This window comes from Enterococcus gallinarum NBRC 100675 (assembly GCF_001544275.1).
GTDB lineage: Bacteria > Bacillota > Bacilli > Lactobacillales > Enterococcaceae > Enterococcus_D > Enterococcus_D gallinarum.
Genome location: NZ_BCQE01000004.1, coordinates 19,290 through 39,588, shown reverse-complemented (window position 1 = coordinate 39,588; position 20,299 = coordinate 19,290). Strand labels below are relative to the sequence as shown.

Annotated in this window: 20 protein-coding genes; 19 read left to right on the top strand and 1 reads right to left on the bottom strand. The window is 40.8% G+C overall.

All coding sequences use genetic code 11. The features are described from left to right. Positions 1 to 223: 223 nt before the first annotated feature. From EG2_RS02415 to coaE, 11 genes are all read left to right on the top strand, one after another. Complete coding sequence (locus EG2_RS02415; RefSeq protein WP_005471385.1) at positions 224 to 643, top strand: DUF1149 family protein; 420 nt, start codon at positions 224 to 226, stop codon at positions 641 to 643. Positions 644 to 648: 5 nt separating this feature from the next. Continuing rightward, positions 649 to 1,020 carry a VOC family protein gene (locus EG2_RS02410; protein ID WP_060813308.1) on the top strand — a complete coding sequence of 124 codons (372 nt, stop codon included), beginning with the start codon at positions 649 to 651 and terminating at the stop codon, positions 1,018 to 1,020. Positions 1,021 to 1,287: 267 nt separating this feature from the next. Further along, a complete protein-coding gene (locus EG2_RS02405; RefSeq protein ID WP_060813307.1) occupies positions 1,288 to 2,022 on the top strand; it encodes a metallophosphoesterase family protein in 735 nt (244 codons plus the stop codon). A 380-nt stretch (positions 2,023 to 2,402) separates the two neighbouring features. Continuing rightward, a complete protein-coding gene (locus EG2_RS02400) occupies positions 2,403 to 4,586 on the top strand; it encodes a Tex family protein (protein WP_060813306.1) in 2,184 nt (727 codons plus the stop codon). Further along, entirely contained in the window at positions 4,583 to 5,023 is a 441-nt protein-coding gene (locus EG2_RS02395; RefSeq protein ID WP_060813305.1) for a SprT family protein, read from the top strand. The genes EG2_RS02400 and EG2_RS02395 overlap by 4 nt, the downstream gene beginning before the upstream one ends. 138 nt (positions 5,024 to 5,161) lie before the next feature. Beyond that, positions 5,162 to 6,496 (top strand): UDP-N-acetylmuramate--L-alanine ligase, encoded by a 1,335-nt coding sequence (murC, locus tag EG2_RS02390; RefSeq protein ID WP_060813304.1) that lies wholly within the window; start codon positions 5,162 to 5,164, stop codon positions 6,494 to 6,496. A 270-nt stretch (positions 6,497 to 6,766) separates the two neighbouring features. Next, positions 6,767 to 7,234, top strand: a complete 468-nt coding sequence (locus EG2_RS02385; protein WP_060813303.1) for a MaoC family dehydratase — start codon at positions 6,767 to 6,769, stop codon at positions 7,232 to 7,234. Continuing rightward, on the top strand, positions 7,215 to 7,907 hold the full coding sequence (locus EG2_RS02380) for a Bax inhibitor-1/YccA family protein (protein ID WP_115241611.1): 693 nt from the start codon (positions 7,215 to 7,217) through the stop codon (positions 7,905 to 7,907). Before EG2_RS02385 ends, EG2_RS02380 begins: the two co-directional genes overlap by 20 nt. Before the next feature lie 126 nt (positions 7,908 to 8,033). Beyond that, on the top strand, positions 8,034 to 10,679 hold the full coding sequence (polA, locus tag EG2_RS02375) for a DNA polymerase I (RefSeq protein ID WP_060813301.1): 2,646 nt from the start codon (positions 8,034 to 8,036) through the stop codon (positions 10,677 to 10,679). A 15-nt stretch (positions 10,680 to 10,694) separates the two neighbouring features. Further along, positions 10,695 to 11,537 (top strand): DNA-formamidopyrimidine glycosylase, encoded by an 843-nt coding sequence (gene mutM, locus EG2_RS02370; RefSeq protein WP_060813300.1) that lies wholly within the window; start codon positions 10,695 to 10,697, stop codon positions 11,535 to 11,537. Continuing rightward, positions 11,534 to 12,127, top strand: coding sequence for a dephospho-CoA kinase (coaE, locus tag EG2_RS02365; RefSeq protein ID WP_060813299.1), 594 nt, complete (start codon positions 11,534 to 11,536; stop codon positions 12,125 to 12,127). The genes mutM and coaE overlap by 4 nt, the downstream gene beginning before the upstream one ends. Positions 12,128 to 12,277: 150 nt before the next feature. Here the strand turns inward: coaE and EG2_RS02360 are convergent, their stop codons facing one another. Next, positions 12,278 to 13,063 carry an ABC transporter ATP-binding protein gene (locus tag EG2_RS02360; RefSeq protein ID WP_060813298.1) on the bottom strand — a complete coding sequence of 262 codons (786 nt, stop codon included), beginning with the start codon at positions 13,061 to 13,063 and terminating at the stop codon, positions 12,278 to 12,280. Between the two features lie 128 nt (positions 13,064 to 13,191). Between EG2_RS02360 and EG2_RS02355 the strand changes: the two genes are divergently transcribed. The 8 genes from EG2_RS02355 (at position 13,192) to EG2_RS02320 (ending at position 20,291) form a co-directional block, all read left to right on the top strand. Next, complete coding sequence (locus EG2_RS02355) at positions 13,192 to 13,524, top strand: CsbD family protein (RefSeq protein ID WP_060813297.1); 333 nt, start codon at positions 13,192 to 13,194, stop codon at positions 13,522 to 13,524. A 310-nt stretch (positions 13,525 to 13,834) separates the two neighbouring features. Continuing rightward, on the top strand, positions 13,835 to 14,476 hold the full coding sequence (locus EG2_RS02350) for a FusB/FusC family EF-G-binding protein (RefSeq protein WP_060813296.1): 642 nt from the start codon (positions 13,835 to 13,837) through the stop codon (positions 14,474 to 14,476). Positions 14,477 to 14,676: 200 nt separating this feature from the next. Beyond that, the gene (gene nrdR, locus EG2_RS02345) at positions 14,677 to 15,177 is read left to right on the top strand and encodes a transcriptional regulator NrdR (RefSeq protein ID WP_060813295.1); all 501 of its coding nucleotides are present in this window, start codon (positions 14,677 to 14,679) and stop codon (positions 15,175 to 15,177) included. A gap of 14 nt (positions 15,178 to 15,191) precedes the next feature. After that, positions 15,192 to 16,553 (top strand): replication initiation and membrane attachment family protein, encoded by a 1,362-nt coding sequence (locus EG2_RS02340; protein WP_169793124.1) that lies wholly within the window; start codon positions 15,192 to 15,194, stop codon positions 16,551 to 16,553. Continuing rightward, a complete protein-coding gene (gene dnaI / locus EG2_RS02335; RefSeq protein WP_060813293.1) occupies positions 16,553 to 17,485 on the top strand; it encodes a primosomal protein DnaI in 933 nt (310 codons plus the stop codon). Before EG2_RS02340 ends, dnaI begins: the two co-directional genes overlap by 1 nt. Before the next feature lie 18 nt (positions 17,486 to 17,503). After that, positions 17,504 to 17,938 (top strand): hypothetical protein, encoded by a 435-nt coding sequence (locus tag EG2_RS02330; RefSeq protein WP_060813292.1) that lies wholly within the window; start codon positions 17,504 to 17,506, stop codon positions 17,936 to 17,938. A 542-nt stretch (positions 17,939 to 18,480) separates the two neighbouring features. Continuing rightward, complete coding sequence (locus tag EG2_RS02325; RefSeq protein WP_060813291.1) at positions 18,481 to 19,176, top strand: tRNA (adenine(22)-N(1))-methyltransferase; 696 nt, start codon at positions 18,481 to 18,483, stop codon at positions 19,174 to 19,176. Continuing rightward, positions 19,176 to 20,291, top strand: coding sequence for a Nif3-like dinuclear metal center hexameric protein (locus EG2_RS02320; RefSeq protein ID WP_060813290.1), 1,116 nt, complete (start codon positions 19,176 to 19,178; stop codon positions 20,289 to 20,291). The genes EG2_RS02325 and EG2_RS02320 overlap by 1 nt, the downstream gene beginning before the upstream one ends. Positions 20,292 to 20,299: the final 8 nt, after the last annotated feature.

Below are 20,299 nucleotides of genomic sequence, written 5' to 3'. Positions count from 1 at the left end.
TTTTACTTAACGAAATAGAAGCAAGAATACAACAGGAAGCAAGAACCCATCAGATAGAAAACAATTTATCAAGTCACGATTGGATCCTAACGATCCAATTGTAACGAAGGAACAAGTTTTCTAGCATGGAGGGGATCTTGCTTCTTTTTGTCTGGATTTTTTTAATGAAGGTAGGCTGGATGTCATCGGTATGCTATACTTTTAATCAAGGAGTGTGAAGACTGTGGAAATCAAACGACAACAACCAATCGTCGAAGCTTATCATTTCGATATGAAGCCTAAAGACAAAGAAATGGAAACCAAATTGAATGTTGGCTTTGCCCCGTTGAAGGTACAAGATGAAGAGTATATGAAACAGAATAGTATTATTGGCGCCCGCTTGGAATTTCAACTCGTTTTTCCTGAATATGTGCTGTCCGGTCGGGTAGGACAGGTCAATCACATCTTGAACCGGCAAGTCCGTTCAGGTGAAGACTTAAGCAAAGCGGAGACAGACCGCTTGGTGGAGCCGCTGTTTGATATTATCAAACGCTTAACCTATGAAGTAACAGAAATCATTACCGACAAACCAGGTCTGCAATTGAATTTCAATACGTCAAATGAAGCCTCAGAAACATCAGAATCATCAACAACAGAGGAGTGAGAGATATGTTTGCCAATCAAATGCAGATCATGTTATATGTAGAGGACGTGCCCAAATCCGTTGCGTTTTGGCAATCATTGGGATTTGAAGTCATTGATGAGCAAACGGCAGATGGGACTTCTGTCGTTGAAATAGCACCAAGCAGAGAATCAGATGCTCGTTTTGTGCTTTATGATAAAGGCTTTATTGAAGCCCATTCTCCTGAAGTAGCATTGAACTCACCATCGATCATGTTTTTTTCGGAAGATATCACAACGCTTTACAAGAAATTACTAGATACAAATGTAGAAGTTGGCGACCTGATTCAGATGGAAGAACGAATGGTCTTTAATTTTGCAGATCCAGATGGTAATTACTTTGCTGTTTCTGGAAAATAAAAAAAGAGAATTCCCAGTACTTAACTGGAGAATTCTCTTTTTTTGATTCAATCAATTAACGATCAAAATTCAAATTATTTCTTGCCATGTGTAGCGATTGCTCCTGTATCAAAAGCTTCTCGCATGTCTTTTTTAAAATGGATCCATTGTTGATGCAGCCAATTCATCTTCTCGCTCCTTTAGTTGGTTTTATTATAAGGAAAGGGCTAACAGTTGTAAAGTTTCGCTGGCTTTTTTATAATAATTTAAAGAAGGGGATGAACCCAAATGAAAAAACTCATTTACGTCATTAGTGATATCCATGGGATGTATGATCTTTTTAAAAAACTTTTATTGGATTACGATCCGTCACTGCATCAGCTTGTTCTGATTGGGGACTTGAATGATCGAGGACCACGAAGTAAAGAGTGTCTCTTGTTGGGTAAACAATTGGTGGAAGAGACAGGAGCGATTTATTTGCGCGGGAACCATGAAGAATATTTTCTGCAATTTTTGAACGCACCAGAAGACTGGTATTCCGCTTATGTCCGTAATGGAGGCAAGGAGACGATGGAAAGTCTTTTACATCCGGGAGCAACAGAAGAGTACTCACCAACTGAGATTGCATTAATGATCCGGAGTCGCTACCGTGACTTAGTGGCGTTTTTAATGGAAAGGCCGCTTTCTTATGAATGGCAAAAGTATCTTTTTGTTCATGCTGGTGTTGATTTGACCAAGAAGAATTGGCAGGATACTTCTGACCACGATTTTATCTGGATTCGAGAACCATTTCATACTGGAGAAAATCATACGGGAAAAACAATCGTCTTTGGCCATACTATCACACCCATGCTTCATGGTGACATGGAAACAACGGATTTATGGTTTCATGATAATAAGATTGGCATCGATGGAGGGGCTGTTTTTGGTGGTTCCGTTCACGGCGTGATTTTTGATAAAGATGGCATTGTACAAGATATTGAATACCAAAATTTAACCGGCCCTTGGCATCCAGACTTTTAAAAAACTTTTCTAACCATAGAGGAATCTATGTGTCATTACGACTATTGCGTCTAAAGGTCCTTGGAAAAAGATAGGGTATACAAACTATTTTCAAACAGAGTTAAGATGGATCCGCATAGTAAAAAGGAAACATCCATGCTTGTTAATAACTACGGCTTTCGAGGACGTTGAAGAAAGATTTTGAATGTAGATGACACTTCCTGCTGATGATTCAGCGGAAGTGTTTTTTGCTGATTTATATCTTGAGCCTTAATTTCGTACCTCATGTTCAGTATGTTCTGTTTTTAACCTGTTGCTTACGTCTCTTTTCTGAGGTGTCTTTTTTATGTTAAACTTTTTTATGTTAAACTTAGAGCAGTTAAATTGAAAGGTGAACGAATATGGCAGAATTAAATCATGATGTGTTGCACTTACTAATGCAGGAAACCACATCTTACAATCAACGACAAATCACGAAAGTATTGGAACTGCTCCATGAAGGAAACACCGTTCCGTTTATCGCTCGCTACCGCAAAGAAATGACTAGCGGTTTAGATGAGGTACAAATTCGTGAAATTGAAGAGCGCTACCAATATCTTGAGAATTTGGAAAAACGCAAGCAAGAAGTTGCTCGGTTGATTGACGAACAAGGAAAATTGACTAGTGAATTGGCGCAATCGATTCAGCAAGCAACAAAAATGCAGCAGGTCGAAGATCTTTATCGTCCTTACAAACAAAAACGGCGTACGAAAGCAACTATTGCAAAAGAAAATGGCTTGCAGCCGTTAGCTGACTGGATAGTGGCATTTCCAACAACAGGAGATGTCTATGCAAAAGCGGCGGAATTTACCAATGAAGCCATCCCTGATCCTGAATCTGCATTACAAGGTGCCCACGAGATCATTGCTGAAACGATTGGTGATGAGCCGAGCTATCGTTCTTGGATCAGAAGTTATTTTGCAAATAAGGGAAGTTACACGAGTACACTTCGCGATGCTGAAAAGGATGAGAAAGGTGTTTATGAAATGTATTACGATTTTCAGCACCCCATCAATAAAATGGTTTCTCATCGTATTTTGGCAACGAATCGCGGTGAAAAAGAAGATATTTTAAAGGTTGCCTTAGTTGTCGATGAGTCAAAAATCACTGATTATTTTGAACGGCAACTCATTAAGCACGCCAATTCACCAGCAACTCCATTTGTTCGTGAAGCTTATCTTGATGCTTATAAACGATTCATTGCACCGTCGATTGAGCGGGAAATCCGCAATGAATTAACAGAGAAAGCAGATGAACAAGCAATTGCCATCTTCGGTGAAAACTTGCGAAATCTTTTGCTGCAGCCACCTTTAAAAGGAAAAATCGTCTTAGGGTTTGACCCGGCTTACCGAACAGGTTGTAAATTAGCTGTGATTGATGAAACTGGGAAAGTATTAGCCATCGAGGTCATTTACCCTCATAAACCGGCACCGATGAATAAACGCCAAGCAGCTGGTCCAGCACTGCAACGTTTGATCAATCGGTACGGTGTCCAAATGATCGCTATTGGGAATGGGACGGCAAGTCGTGAATCAGAACAATTCGTTGCCGAACAATTGAAACAAATCGATCACGAAGCATTTTATGTGATTGTGAATGAAGCGGGTGCATCCGTGTATTCTGCCAGCCCAATCGCCCGTCAAGAATTTCCAGATCTACAAGTGGAAGAACGCAGCGCCATTAGTATCGGGCGTCGACTCCAAGATCCTTTAGCTGAACTGGTCAAAATCGATCCTCAATCTGTAGGGGTTGGTCAATACCAGCACGATGTGTCACAAAAACGATTGAGTGAACAACTTGATTTTGTGGTCGAAACTGCCGTCAACCAAGTAGGGGTCGATGTCAATACTGCTAGTCCTCAACTGCTGCAGCATGTCTCAGGATTGAATAAAACGACTGCACAAAATATTGTTGCTTACAGAGAAGAAAACGGTAGCTTTACGCAAAGAAGCCAATTAAAAAAGGTGCCTCGTTTAGGTCCCAAAGCCTATGAACAAGCGATTGGATTTTTGCGGATCCCTGGTGGGAAGAATATTTTAGACAACACTGGAATCCATCCGGAAAGTTATACTGCAGCCAAAGAAATTTTAGAAGTTGCTGGAGTTAAACTAACTCAACTAGGAGCCCAATCAGCAGAAGCCAAAGAACGACTTGCACAGTTAAATGTTGCTGATCTTTCTAAACAACTAGCGATTGGAAAAGAAACGATCACAGATATCTTGAAATCACTGATGCAACCTGGAAGAGATATGCGGGATGAGATGCCGGCACCATTGTTGCGTAAAGATGTCCTGAGCATGGAGGACCTTAAACCAGGAATGGAATTGATGGGAACTGTCCGAAATGTTATTGACTTTGGTGCGTTTGTTGATATTGGTGTCAAACAAGATGGTTTGGTACATTTATCAAAATTAAGCCGAAGTTTTGTCAAGCATCCGAAAGACGTTGTCGCTGTCGGAGATATCGTTACTGTCTGGATTGAACAAGTCGATACCACGAAAGGCCGAATCAGCCTGACAATGGTTGATCCAACACACGGAAAATGACCACCAAAGAATTGCAGCAGCTCGTTGAAAAAGTTTCTCTAGAATCGTTTGGCAAACCATTTCAACATGAGGCATATTTCAATGGGCGGCTAAAGACCACCGGTGGACGTTATCACTTAAGCGATCATCATTTAGATTTCAATCCGCATTTATTAGCTGAATTTGGGGTAGATACATTCATTCAAATCATCAAGCATGAGTTGTGTCATTATCATCTGCATTTAGCTGGCAAAGGCTACCGTCACCGAGATCCAGAATTCAAAGCTCTTTTGGCAGCTACTGGTGGACTTCGTTATGCCCCAAGTATGATGAAAAATGCGAAGCATCAGTACCAGTGTCAACACTGTGGAGCTGTGATCAAACGAACGAGAAGGCTGAACGTTAAACGTTATGGCTGTGGAAAGTGTCGCGGACGCTTGAAAGAAATAGCGATTTGAGCAAAAAGTCAAGCCCAAAAACAAAACTCGTTGCTATTTTTTTCATTTTGTATGATAATGTAGGACGTGCAACAAATCTAAATGTTAATAAACATGCGTTTATTGTAATGTGAACTTGAGAAAAGAGGATTTTAAAAAATGGAAAATCAAGACAAAGTATATCATTTTGTTGGAATCAAAGGTTCCGGCATGAGTTCATTGGCTTTGGTTCTGCATGAAAAGGGCTATCATGTACAAGGTTCAGATGTGGAAGAGTACTTCTTTACACAGCGTGATCTGGAAAAAGCCGGAATCACATTACTGCCTTTCGATAAAGAGAATATTCAGCCAGAAATGGTGATCATCCAAGGAAATGCCTTTCCGGATAACCACGAAGAAATCCTTCGTGCGAAGGAATTAGGGTTAGAAATTACGCGTTACCATGATTTTATTGGTAAATTCATCCAACCTTACACAAGTATTGCAGTCACTGGTTCTCATGGTAAAACCAGTACGACAGGTCTATTGTCCCATGTGTTGAGCGGTGTTCGTCCAACTAGTTTTCTGATTGGCGATGGAACAGGTCATGGAGACCCTAACGCAGAGTTCTTTTCATTTGAAGCCTGTGAATATCGTCGTCACTTTTTAGCGTATTCTCCAGATTATGCGATCATGACGAATATCGACTTTGATCACCCTGATTATTATCAATCGATCGACGATGTTTTCTCAGCTTTTCAATCGATGGCCAAGCAAGTCAAAAAAGGAATCTTTGCGTTTGGTGACGATGCCTATTTAAGAAAATTAGAAGCAGATGTACCGATCTATTATTATGGTGTGAATGATGATGATGACGTACAAGCAAAAAACATTCAGCGTACAACGACAGGTTCTGAGTTCGATGTCTATATCCATAACGAAAACATCGGTCATTTCGTGTTACCGGCATTTGGCCAACATAATATCAACAACGCTTTAGGGGTCATTGCAGTAGCCTATAAAGAAGGGCTGGATATGACAGAAGTTGCGGAAGAAATGTTGTCATTTCCTGGTGTTAAACGTCGTTTCAGTGAGAAGAAAGTCGCTGATATGACAATCGTTGATGATTACGCTCATCATCCGGCAGAAATCAGAGCAACGATTGACGGCGCACGCCAAAAATACCCTGAAAAAGAAATTATCGCTGTTTTCCAACCCCATACCTTTACCCGGACGATTGCATTGATGGACGAATTCGCAGAGGCATTGGATCTAGCCGATAGCGTTTATCTGTGCGATATCTTTGGCTCGGCTCGGGAATCTCGCGGCGATGTGAAAATTGAAGATCTTGGGAACAAGATTCAAAAAGGTGGACAAGTGATCAAAGAAGAGAATGTTTCACCATTATTGGATCATCAAGATGCTGTGATCATTTTCATGGGTGCCGGGGACGTACAAAAGTTTGAATCAGCTTATGAAAAGTTGTTGAGTAATACGACTCGAAACGTGTTATAAAAAAATACGGAGCGATGACCCAATCAAATCACCCGAGCAGACCAACGAGACAAATGGTATCTCAATTGCACTGGCTGTCAACAGAACTATGATACAAAATCAACCAGTGAGACCTACTATTTAGTTTTCGTTGCTATTGCTCGCATCGATTTGACAAAAGTCAGCGCCCCGTTTTTGCTTTTTTGGAACATCGCACCACGAACTTGCACTTTTATCTGCATCTGATAAAATGAAATCAGAGTAAAATTATTTATTTTGGAGGAAATAAACTTGAACATTGGTAAACCGCGAAAATTAGGTAAGAAAATTGATGAAATCGAGGAAGGCGATTCGTTATCTTTAACAGAATCGATCGAAGACAGTCAGCTTTTGTTGTATCTCGGTTTGACAAATGATGCCAATCCGCTTTATATTCAGCATGACTATACCCAAAAAACAGAATACCAACGGCCAATCGTGCCTTCGGTAATGTTGATGGGGATTATTACAAGTGCGATTTCTAAACATTTGCCAGGACCAGGTTCTCATGTGGTGAATTTTTCGGTGAACTTTATTGAACCCGTTTTTCATTATGAGACGTTGACCTTCGATTTCGAAGTGATCAAAGTCGATAAAATGAAAGACGTAGTGACGATCTCTGTTGAAGCTATCAATACGCAAGAAGATCGTGTGTTGGATGCAGTAGTGATGGTCCAACCTCCAAAAATCGTAGAGGAAGGTGAAGAAAATGAACAATGAAGTAGTTAATGCCCAAGGGCTCAATCGTTTTTATTCCAAAGTCTATCTATTTTTTGCTGTAGGACTAGGAATCAGCGCAGTGTCTGCCTACTTTTTCGGACAGGTATTTGCACAACAGACAATGAATTTTATCCGTAATTTTCCACTAGGCTTTACAGGGTTATGGATCCTTCAAATTATTTTGGTCTTGGTATTAGGCGCAAAAGCGCAAAAGAATCCTTCGCTGACCATAGCAGGATATCTGGTTTACTCCCTTTTAAATGGGGTGACGCTGTCAGTTACACTAATGTATTATGACTTCGGATCGATCGCAGGTGCATTTGTTTCCGCAGCGATTACCTTCGGCGTAATGTCAGCATTTGGTATCATGACGAAACGTGATTTAAGTGTTGTGGGACGAATCGGCTACGGCATATTGATCGGGATCATCATTTCGACATTGCTGAATGTGTTTATTTTGCATAGTGGTCCAGTCGACTTTTTCTTGTCGATCGTAACGGTGTTTGTCTTTATGGGTATCACCGCCTATGACAACCAACAGATTCGCAATTTATACCAAGCATCGAATGGTCAAGCAAATTCAGGAATGGCCGTCTTCATGGCATTGCAGTTATACCTTGACTTTATCAACTTGTTCTTAGCGATTTTACGAATCTTTGGTAAAAACAACTAATGAAGAAATGCGAGGAAACTCGCATTTTTTTTTGCAATTGGCTCAATCGAACAAAGGCAATCCATCGCTTTTCATGGATTTCTTTGATAGAATAAGAGAGAACTTTTGAGGTGAGGAGTTATTCAAATGACAAAAAATAAATTATTGCTAGTTGACGGAAATAGTGTCGCATTTCGGGCTTTTTTTGCACTGCACAATTCATTGGAACGTTTTAAAAACAACAATGGGCTGCACACAAATGCGATTTACGCTTTTCACACCATGTTTGAAAATGTGATGGCAAAAGAACAGCCAACTCATGTCCTCGTTGCTTTCGACGCGGGCAAAACCACTTTTCGGACTGCGATGTATGAAGAATATAAAGGCGGCCGTTCAAAAACGCCTGGAGAATTCAAGGAACAAATGCCCTATATTCGCGAATTGATCACCGCTTTAGGGGTTCAGTATTATGAACTGGATAATTATGAAGCGGATGATATTATCGGCACATTGGCACAAAAAGTTGACAAAGAGCAATTTGATGTTGTGGTATTATCTGGAGATCGCGATTTGACCCAATTGGCTACCGACCATGTGAAAGTTGATATCACAGTAAAGGGTGTCAGTGAGATTGAAAGTTATACGCCAGAACATGTTGCAGAAAAATATGATGGTTTAGCGCCATTACAGATCATTGACATGAAAGGATTAGCTGGAGATGCCTCTGACAATATTCCCGGTGTCACAAAAATCGGTGAAAAGACGGCCATCAAACTTTTGAAAGAATATGGTTCAGTTGAAGGAATCTACGAGCATATCGATGAGATGAAACCAAGCAAGATGAAAGAAAACTTGCTCAATGATAAAGAGACAGCCTTTTTGTCAAAAAAATTGGCAACGATCGATGTGGATGCGCCAGTGGATGTGGCCATTGATTCATTGAAGTACGAAGGAAAAGATCTGGATAAATTGATTCCATTCTATCAAGAAATGAACTTCAATTCTTTCTTGGAAAAATTAAATGTGGTGGCTGAACCGGAAGAAATGGAAGATATTCTTTTTGACGTTGTAACAGAGGTCACTCCGGAAATGTTTACTGAGGACATGGCTCTTTATGTTGAGATGCTGGGCGATAACTATCATTTAGAAGATATCGTTGGTGTCGCTTGGGGGAATCAGCAAAAAATTTATGTGACCAATCAAGATGATCTCTTTGAAAATGAGTATTTTATTGCTTGGCTAAAAAATGCCTCTTCACAGAAGAAAGTCTATGATGCAAAACGAACGTATGTGGCGCTGAATCGTTATGCGACTGCACCACAAGGGATTGTCTTTGATACATTATTAGCGGCTTACTTGCTAGATACCAATGATTCAAATAATGATATTGCTGGTGTTGCTAAGCATTATGGATTTGATGCGATTCAATCTGATGAAGCCATCTACGGAAAAGGTGCTAAACGAGGACTACCCGCAGACGAAGAAGTCTTCTTTGCCCATTTAGCTCGTAAAGTTGCAGCGATCAACTATCTATCAGTCCGTTTGGCAAAAGAATTAGCAGAGAAAAATCAAACTGCCCTTTTTACCGATATGGAGCTGCCATTATCGATGATTTTGGCCGAGATGGAAATCACGGGGATTCGCGTGGACGCTTCTCGTTTGCATCAAATGAAAGGCGAATTCGCTGAACGTTTGCACGAAATCGAACAAAAAATCTATCAAGAAGCTGGAGAAGAATTCAATTTGAACTCACCAAAACAATTAGGTGTGATTTTATTTGAAAAGATGGGGCTTCCAATCATTAAAAAAACCAAGACTGGCTATTCGACAGCTGTTGATGTATTGGAGCAACTAAAGGAGCAGGCACCGATCGTCGAAGACATTTTGATTTATCGTCAAATTGCCAAAATCCAATCCACCTATGTGGAAGGACTGCTTAAAGTGATTCAAGGAGATGGCAAAGTCCATACCCGTTACGTGCAGACTTTAACACAAACTGGACGTTTGAGTTCCGTTGATCCCAATCTGCAGAATATCCCAATCCGATTAGAAGAAGGACGGAAAATTCGAGAAGCCTTTGTTCCAAGAGCCAAAGATTGGGTCATTTATTCTTCGGATTATTCCCAGATCGAGCTGCGGGTTTTAGCCCATATCTCGAATGATGAGCATTTAAAGGCGGCTTTTGTAGAAGGACAAGATATTCATTCAAGTACCGCTATGCGAGTCTTTGGAATCTCCACTCCAGAAGAAGTTACACCAAATATGCGACGTCAAGCAAAAGCGGTCAACTTTGGGATCGTTTATGGTATCTCTGATTATGGTCTCTCCCAAAATCTTGGGATCACTCGCAAAGCAGCGCAGCAATACATTGATACCTACTTTGAAAAATATCCAGGGGTCAAAACTTATATGGAAGACGTTGTCCGTGAAGCGAAAGACAAAGGCTATGTGGAAACATTGTATCATCGTCGTCGCTATTTACCAGATATCAATTCCCGCAATTTTAATTTGCGGACATTCGCGGAACGTACAGCAATCAATACACCGATCCAAGGCAGTGCCGCAGATATTTTGAAAATTGCCATGATCGATTTGGATCGTCGTCTAAAAGAAGAAAAATTACAAGCAACGATGCTTTTACAAGTCCACGATGAACTTGTCTTCGAAGTACCAGAAGATGAATTAGAACGCCTAGATGCTCTTGTCAAAGAAGTCATGGAAAATGCTGTCTCACTGCATGTGCCATTGTTGACAGATAGTAACTGGGGCAAAACGTGGTATGAAGCAAAATAAATGAGGTGAAATGTTGTGCCGGAATTACCAGAAGTGGAAACAGTTCGCAGAGGACTAGAGAAACTGATTTTAAATAAAACGATCAAAGAAATGGAGATTCGTTGGCCTCGGATCATTGAATCTCCAGAAGTACCTATTTTTGCAGCGATGCTAAAAGGACAACAATTTCAAGCTTTTGATCGTCGAGGCAAATTCTTGATTTTCAAATTGACCGATTATGATTTGATTTCCCATTTACGCATGGAAGGCAAGTATGAATTTTTTGAAAAAGAGGGGGTGCCGGATAAACACACGCATGTGATTTTTCATTTCACTGATGGCAGTGAATTGCATTATCGAGACGTTCGAAAATTTGGACGTATGACTTTAGTTGAAAAAGACCAGAGCAGTACGTATAAAGGAATCATGCAGTTGGGACCGGAACCATTGCCGGAATTGTTTCTGTTGGCAGACTTTACTCGTGACCTAAAGAAATCAAAAAAAGCCATCAAGCCGCTGCTTTTAGATCAAAAGCTCGTGACAGGTTTAGGTAATATCTATGTGGATGAGGCTTTGTGGGAAGCAAAGATTCATCCCGAGCAATCGGCAGCGACACTGAATGAAACCGAAATTGACTTGTTGCATCGGGCGATCATTGATGTCTTAGCACGAGCAGTGGAGGCAGGAGGCACGACGATTCGGTCCTATTTGAATGCGTTAGGCGAAGCGGGGCATTTCCAAGTCTCTCTACACGTTTATGGTCAAACGGGCAATCCTTGTGTCCGCTGTGGTACTCCGATCGTAAAAACAAAAGTTGCACAACGAGGGACCCACTATTGTCCATCCTGCCAGCAATTACACGCGGGGACAGAAAGATGAGTTTGGTTGTAGGTGTAACGGGCGGGATTGCTACTGGCAAGAGTACCGTTGTCAGGTGCTTTGAAGAAGCTGGTATTCCAATCATCGATGCTGATATCGTGGCTCGCGAAGTGGTGGAGCCAGGGATGCCAGGGCTTGAAAAAATCAAAACTGTTTTTGGACCAGAGGTCATCAATCCCGATGGGACACTTGCTCGGAAAAAATTAGGAAAAATCATTTTTGCGGATGACAATAAACGGGAATTGCTGAATCGCACATTAGGACCATTTATCCGTAAAGAAATCCTACGACAAATTGAAGTCATGAAAGCAAAAGCTGATCTTGTGATCGTAGATATTCCTTTGTTATACGAAACTGGTTATGAACCCCTGCTAGATCAAGTAGCGGTCGTCTATCTTCCGGAATCGATCCAGTTGCAGCGACTGATGAAGCGAGACCATTTAACCAGCTTCGAAGCCCAACAACGTATCAATAGTCAAATGCCAATAGAAGAGAAGCGCAAACGGGCAGATATTCTCTTTGACAATCAAGGAACCATTGAAGAAGTTAAGACGCAAGTTCAAGAATGGCTTGCCAAAAGAAAGAATTAAGACAGAGACACCGACACAAATGAGCCTCTTTATTTCTGAAAAGCTAACAGTTGACGCATTATTTTGTCGTTTGCGGGAAACTGAAGTTAGAAAGGATATCTGGAAAGAGGCTTTGGTTGTCGTTGTCTCTTTTTTTGTTTCATCTTTTGTTTAGTGAGTTGCTTTTGGTAAAACTGCCAGGCGATCGGAAGTAACTTCATGGAAAAAAACAGGTTTCCCATAAAAAGCAGATAACGTTTTTTCGTTAAAAATTTGCTGGCGCTTGCCAGAAGCGTGGATTTTACCATTTTTCAGCATCATGATATGATCAAAAATCGGTAAAATCTCTTCTGTATGATGGGTCACATAAATCAACGTAGGTGATCCCTTGTGCGCCATCTCGCTAATTCGACTTAGCAATTCTTCTCGAGCAAAAAGATCCAATCCATTGCAAGGTTCATCTAAAATCAACAATTCGGGATTTGCCATCAAAGCGCGGCTGATTAAGACTAATTGACGTTCCCCCTGAGATAACTGATGAAATGGCTGGCCAATCAGTTGACTGCCGCCAGTTGAACAAAGAATGGCAATAGCTTGGTTCAAGTCTTTCATTTGGTAGTCTTCATAAATACCGATACTAGCATACTTTCCCGATAAAACGACCATTTCTGATAGTTCCTGAGCAGGAATCTTCTCCTGCAAGGTCGCACTTATCCAACCAATTCTGCGCTGAAGGTCTGGCACAGATGTTTTTCCGTAAACTTGACCTAGGACTTGCCGTTTGCCAGAAGTCGGCCAGATCATCCCAATGATCAGTTGTAATAAAAGTGTTTTGCCAGCACCATTTAATCCTAAAAGTGCCCAATGCTGATTTTTAGCAATCTGCCAGTTGATGTCTTGCAACAAAACAGTTTGTTTGCGAATCAACTGAATGTCTTCAAAATTTAAGATGTCCATAAACTGCTCCTTGTTAAAGAATATTCTGAAAATTTGATTCAGTATACCATATCTTTAAATGAAGCGCATACGTATCTTTTGTCAATCGAAGAAATTCTTGCTATGCTAATAAAAAAGGAGGAATCATCATGGGATCATTGAAAGACGAAAAAGATGTAATTGTTGGTTCTGCAAAAGAAAAAATTGGTGAATTGATCAATAATGAAAAAATGGAACAAGAAGGAAAAGAACAGGCGAATGAAGCAAAAGCCAAAAAAGATCACCGTCAACAACGGGTAGACGAAATTGAGGATCGGCATGATGAATTAGATGCTCAACCGGGTGATAAAACAACAGAAACACTTGGTCGGGACCGATTGCTAAACGAAAATGAAGACACAGATGCTGCACAGATTTCTTCAACCGAACGACGGGATGCTGATCATTTGAAACATTATACAGGAATCGAAGAAAAACTCTAGATAGGATCTGGAGTTTTTTTTTATGATGAACCCTATATTCGTCAATCAACATACATAGATAAAAAAGAAGGAAATCCTGATTTAAAAAGTATCAATAATTCCACTTTGACAAGAAAAAGATGCTATCTGCGGACAATGATTGACAACCCCTGAAGGAAAAACTATAATAGCCAATGACTTTCCATAAAAAAACGGGAAGTCCAGGAGGTGGTCAACAAATGCTGAATTCTGCATTGTCCTTGACTGTGGTCAGAGGAATTTATCAGTAATGTCTTTTGTTTTTTCATTAAAGAGAGGATCGATATCTATTATGACCACCATTGAACCCTATCAATTTCATTTCATCAAACATCAAGTCCAACAATTAGTTCGGACTTATCAGTCTGTTAATGATCGCCATACGATTCGCACAGTTGAAATGTTAACCGAAGAAGCCATTCAACCATTTTTTTCTGCGGAGGACAAAGAAGCGCAGTCTCTGATTCGTCAATTTTTTGATTCATCTTTGACGATGTCAAAGAGCTTGACCATTCTTGAAGCATTAAAAAAGAATGTCCGACCTTTTCAAGTACCTTCAGTCAAACAAACAGAGAAACTATTTCGTAAAGTAAAAAAATTAAAAGTTCCTGATTTTTCCCAAACAGACCTTCGTGATTATACGTATCTGGCTTGGGATGACATTGGTAGTCAAAGTAAATTTATGATCGTAAATACTCAAAAAGGCTACCAAGGAATCTATGGTCATTTATCTACGGAAGTAACAAAAGGAATCTGTCCTTTATGTCAACATGAGTCTACCGTCTCCATGTTTTTATCGTTGACAAAAAGTGGTGGCGATGGAACATACACCAAGCGAGGAAATTATATTTGTCGCGACAGTGAGCAATGCAACCAACAAATGGAACAACGGGAAAATCTGGATGAGTTTGTGTCACTGTTACAAATGAGATAAGGAGGAGAACGGCAGAATGGATTCTGTCGTTTTTCTTTTGTGGCTAAAAAAACACCCGTCACATTATTTAAATTTGTAATATTTCTTTCGCTTGAAAGACTTTACCTATTAGATAAAAGAATTTCATGTTATAATTAAGCATATAAATCACCGCTGTCTCGCCATCATTCGAGACACGGAAGAGAGAACGGGGTGGAACTATGCAATGTCCAAAATGTCATCATAACAATTCTCGAGTGATTGATAGCCGCCAAGCCGACGATGGTCGCGTGATTCGCCGCCGCCGCGAATGTGAAAACTGTGGGTATCGATTTACCACATTTGAACGAATTGAAGAAGCACCATTATTAGTTATTAAGAAAAATGGGGCTCGTGAAGAATTTAATCGTGAAAAGATATTAAGAGGGTTGATACGCTCTGCTGAAAAAAGACCCGTTACAATGGAACAAATGGAAAAAATTGTTGATCATGTGGAGAATCGGGTGCGAGCACTAGGTGAAAATGAAGTTTCGACAACGATGATTGGCGAATATGTAATGGAAGATCTAGTCGACTTAGATGAGATTGCTTACATTCGGTTTGCTAGTGTCTACCGACAATTCAAAGATATGTCAGTCTTCTTAAAAGAATTGCAGGACATCGTTGAAAAGGCAAAAGAACCAAGTGATCCGCAAGAAACAGTAGACAATCAAGAGGAATAGGAGGTCCCTGAATGGTGGGCAACATATTACCAAATCAATTGTATCGTGTCTTCAAAAGTCGTCCACTAACAACTGAAGGGAAGGATGCGCTGATTCATCTTTATCAGCCAATCATCGAAAGTGATGCCTTAGCACTCTATCTGACACTGACTGCGGATCAACAGGATCCGCAAGAAAGTGAGTTTATTCATCTAGATATTTTGAATGCGATGAATGTAGGTTTACAGCGTTTTATTCAAGCACGAAATAAGTTAGAAGGAATCGGCTTACTCAAAACGTTTGAAAAAGAAGATGATGAGTTAGGAATCACATTTTTGTATCACCTGCAAGAGCCAGTTCATGCGAGTGATTTCTTTCAAGATGAACTCTATAGTTTCTTATTGCTTAACCATGTTGGAGAGCGAAAGTTTCGACAACTCGTCTCGTTGTTCCAACCAGCAAAATGGCAAGCAGAAGGCTATCAAGAAGTTACGGCTTCTTTTATGGACGCTTATCGCTTGGACACGCAACAATTTGCAGCCAATGAAGAGGAATTACAGGAAGTCAATGGCAAATTCCAAGACACTCAAAGCAGACTGGTGTTAGATGAACAACAACTAGATTGGGATTTTCTTCTTTATGAAGCACAACGTCGCTACATCCGTGCAGACAATTTCGATAAAGACTTTCGGCAAAAGCTACTCCTATACCATTCATTATACGGCTATGGTGTGATGGAGCTGTTGGATCTGATGGCAGATTCGGTTTCTTTAACTACTGGGAAAATCGATCAGAAGGCATTAGAACAATTGATTTTACAAAAGGCACGAACGCGTTTTACCAAAACTGTAAATAAAGTGGATCCCACTTCAGATGAGGAGATTCGACGATTTAATACATTAAAACAAAATGGGTATAGTGATAATGATCTTGCATTGATCCGCGAAAGTGAGAATAATGCGCCGATGGCATTCTTGAAAGCAATCAAAGCTGAAAAAAAGAGCTTTGTCACAGACTCCGAACAATGGCTGCTAAAAAGCTTAGTGGAACGCTCGCCATTATCCAATAGTGTGATCAATGTTCTTATTCATTATGTGTTAGTGGTACAGAACAATGCGGCTTTGCCAGCAAGTTATGTCAATAACATTGCGGCACAATGGTCTGAATTGCAAGTAAAAACCGCGGAAGAAGCGATCAAGCATGTGCGAGACTTAGTTAATTCAGCAAAAGAAAAACGCACACGGCCGCAAAGCCCGTCTAAAAAGATCATTCGTGAAGAAAAACTGCCAAGCTGGGCCGAAAAACCAGTTGAAGAAACGACATTATCCCCAGAACGTCAGGCAGAGATCGACAAAAAACTGCAAGCCTACTTGCAAAAGAAAGCAGGTGACAATTAATGGAAGATGTTGGGAAGAATCTATCAAAAATTTTAGACAAACGAAACTATCGCGATCGTTTCTCTGAGATGATGGGGGACGTATTGAAAGATCCGGATGTTAAAGAATTCATCTCAGAACATCGGGATGAACTGACTGATGCAGATATCCAAAAAAGTTATGCGAAACTCTATGAATTTGTTCAAGAAAAACGCAAGTTTCGTTTGAATGACCCTACAATGATCGCACCTGGATATGAGCCACGACTAGCGTTGAACTTTCATTTTATCGATGTCACTTATGTGCCAACGCAAGAGCTTTTAGCGCATCAACGACAAGAAGAGATCCGCAGCCGCATCAAAGCAATGGATATGCCGAAAGATATTCAAGAGGCCAATTTTGCTCAGTATGAAAGTACTCCCGGCCGGGGCGAAGCTTTGATGGCTGCAGTCGAGTTTATTGAAAACCTAAAAAACGATCCAAGGGCTTTCCACAAAGGATTATATCTGGTGGGAAGTTTCGGAATCGGCAAAACTTATTTACTAGGGGCAATTGCCCGGGACCTTGCGGAAGCAGGTTATACGACGACCCTTGTTCACTTCCCGACATTTGCTGTCGAAATGAAGCAAGCAATCGGCAAAGACTTGGTTGGCGACAAACTAAATGCAGTTAAAAAAGCTCCTATCCTAATGATGGATGATATTGGTGCAGATGCCATGAGCAGTTGGATCCGTGATGAAGTCTTTGGTGTCATTCTGCAATATCGGATGCAAGAACAACTGCCAACGTTCTTTTCCTCCAACTTTACTATGCAAGAGTTAGAGAAGCATCTATCCGTTACTCAACGTGGAGAATCAGAGCCATTGAAAGCCAAGCGGATCATGGAACGAATTCGTTACTTGACAAAAGAGATCCAAATGACTGGCAAAAATCGCCGGAATTCGGAAATATAGAAGAGAGGAGAACTTCTTATGAAGAAATTGACGATTTTAGGTTTGGCTTTGACAGCCTTATTATTAGTTTCCTGCGGTTCGCCGTCAGATAATGATTCGATGAGCGAAACAACTAAAAACGATGAAAGCACGACAAATAGCACTGTCGAAAGCGAGGCAACGACTATTTTTACAGGAGTTCTTCAAGAAAATGCAACAGCTGGCGACAACGAAACGATACAGATTTTTCTAAATGATATCGAAGCAGTCGACGATCAAGAAACGATTGTCCCTAACTTTCAAACAGACGGCGTGATCCTACACGCACCACAGGAATCATTTAAAGGTCAAGTTTCTGAGTTGACCAAAGGAACAACGGTCCAAGTCACATTGACAGGCTTGCCAGTAATGACTATGTCAATCCCACCTCAAGTTCCAGGAAATTCAATCAAAACAGTTGAAATCGTGCAATAACCCCACGCGTTGTCCCAACGGACAACGCGTTTTGCTGCGAATCACTGCGATTGATACTCATAGAGTAGCAGAGCAGATGATGAGCAGTACTAGGTGACTGAAGGGAACGTAGTAACCTTCGTATGAATCACTGCGATTGGTACTCATAGAGTAGCAGCGCAGATGATGAGCAGTACTAGGTGACTGAAGGGAACGTAGTAACCTTCGTATGAATCACTGCGATTGATACTCATAGAGTAGCAGAGCAGATGATGAGCAGTACTAGGTGACTGAAGGGAACGTAGTAACCTTCGTATGAATCACTGCGATTGATACTCATAGAGTAGCAGAGCAGATGATGAGCAGTACTAGGCGACCAAAGGGAGCGTAGTAACCTTCGTATGAATCACTGCGATTGGTTTGAAAAGCAAGATATGCAAAGTTTTCTTTACGAAAAGTGCAGAATCAACTCTAGGCGAAGTAAAGCCGTAAATAAAAGGAGTAAAAACTCTCCCTTTAAAATGCAATAAAGAATGATATACTATTTCTGAAGGAGTGACGTTATGAACGAACAATCATTATCACTGCGATTGACTCGTGTTGGCGAACAGATTCCGGATCAAGCCCGATTGGCAGATATTGGATCAGATCATGCCTATTTACCCGTAGCATTGATGCTACAAAATAAAATTCAGTATGCAGTAGCAGGTGAAGTTGTAAAAGGACCATTCGAATCTGCTTCACGGCAAGTCGAAAAAAATGGCTTAAGTGACAAAATCACTGTTCGCTTAGCAGATGGGTTAGCTGCAATCCAACCTGAAGATCAGATCGATACGGTGGTTATTGCTGGTATGGGTGGCACGTTGATTCGAACAATTTTAGAAAATGGAAAATCTCAGCAGAAAATTACTGGGAAGGAGCGCCTTGTCTTGCAACCCAATGTGGGGGAGCGGACGTTGCGAGAATGGCTTCAAGAAAATAACTACATGATTTTACACGAAGAACTGATTGAAGAAAACCATAAAAACTACGAGATCATCGTAGCTGAAGAAGGCAGTAAAATCTATACACCACAAGAATTATTTTTTGGTCCGTGTTTATTGAAAGAAAAGAATCTCGTTTTTTATAAAAAATGGGCCCATGAATTGCAGCAGCGAGAAATCGTTTTGCAAGAACTAGAGAAAGCGGCAACTCCTCCTCAAGATAAAATAAGTGAGTTGAATGAACAGATTGATTGGATCAAGGAGGTGCTGGAATAATGTTGGCTAAAACGTTTATTGAACGTTTTGAAAGGTATTGCCCGCAATGGTTAGCAGAAGATGGCGATCCAGTGGGATTGCATATCGGAACGTTGGACAACGAGATCCAACGGGTAATGATGACACTAGATGTTCGCCCGGAAGTCGTTGCAGAAGCAATTGAGAAACAAGTAGACTTCATTGTTGCCAAACATCCACCGATTTTTCGTTCCATACGTCGTTTGAGAGCCGATGATCCGCAACAAAAAATGTATATGGATCTGATCAAACATAATATTTCGGTCTATGCTGCGCATACAAATATGGATATTATTCATGATGGGTTGAATGACTGGTTTTGTGAAATGCTTGGAATAGAAGAAACCACGTATCTCGTTCCCACCCATACAATCAAAATGAAAAAATTGGCTGTTTTTGTTCCAATTGAGCAGGGTGCATCAATGAGAAAAGCATTAGGGAAAGCTGGAGCTGGACAGCAAGGAAATTATCAAAATACCAGCTATTCACTGATTGGTACCGGCCGTTTTACTCCTCAAGAGGATGCCCATCCTGCGATTGGTGAAATTGGGAAAGAAGAGTCGGTACAAGAAGCAAAAATCGAAGTGATTTTCCCGGAAACCATCACCGAAAAGGTGTTGCAAGCGATGGTTGAGGCGCATCCCTATGAAGAACCCGCCTATGACCTTTATCCCTTGGATAACTTGTCTCAGCATTATGGGATCGGGCGAGTAGGTCAATTAAAAGCACCTGTTTTGCTGGAAGATTTCATCGACGAAATCAAATGTGTTTTTCAGTTAGAGGGGTTGCGTTTGATTGAACCAAAAGCAAAGCGGCAAAACGTTCAACGGATTGCTATATGCGGCGGCAGTGGCGAACAATTTTATCAAGAAGCCGTGAAGGCCAAAGCAGATGTATATATTACTGGAGATATCAGTTATCACACCGCTCATGATATACAAGCAAACGGCTTGACGGCAATCGATCCAGGTCATAACATTGAACGGGAATGTATCCCTCGTTTTATCAAAAAATTCAATGAATGGAAAGCGGAAGAAGGTTGGCAAGTAGACTTTATTCCTTCAGAGACCTCCACAAATCCATTCCAATATAAATAGGAGTGATC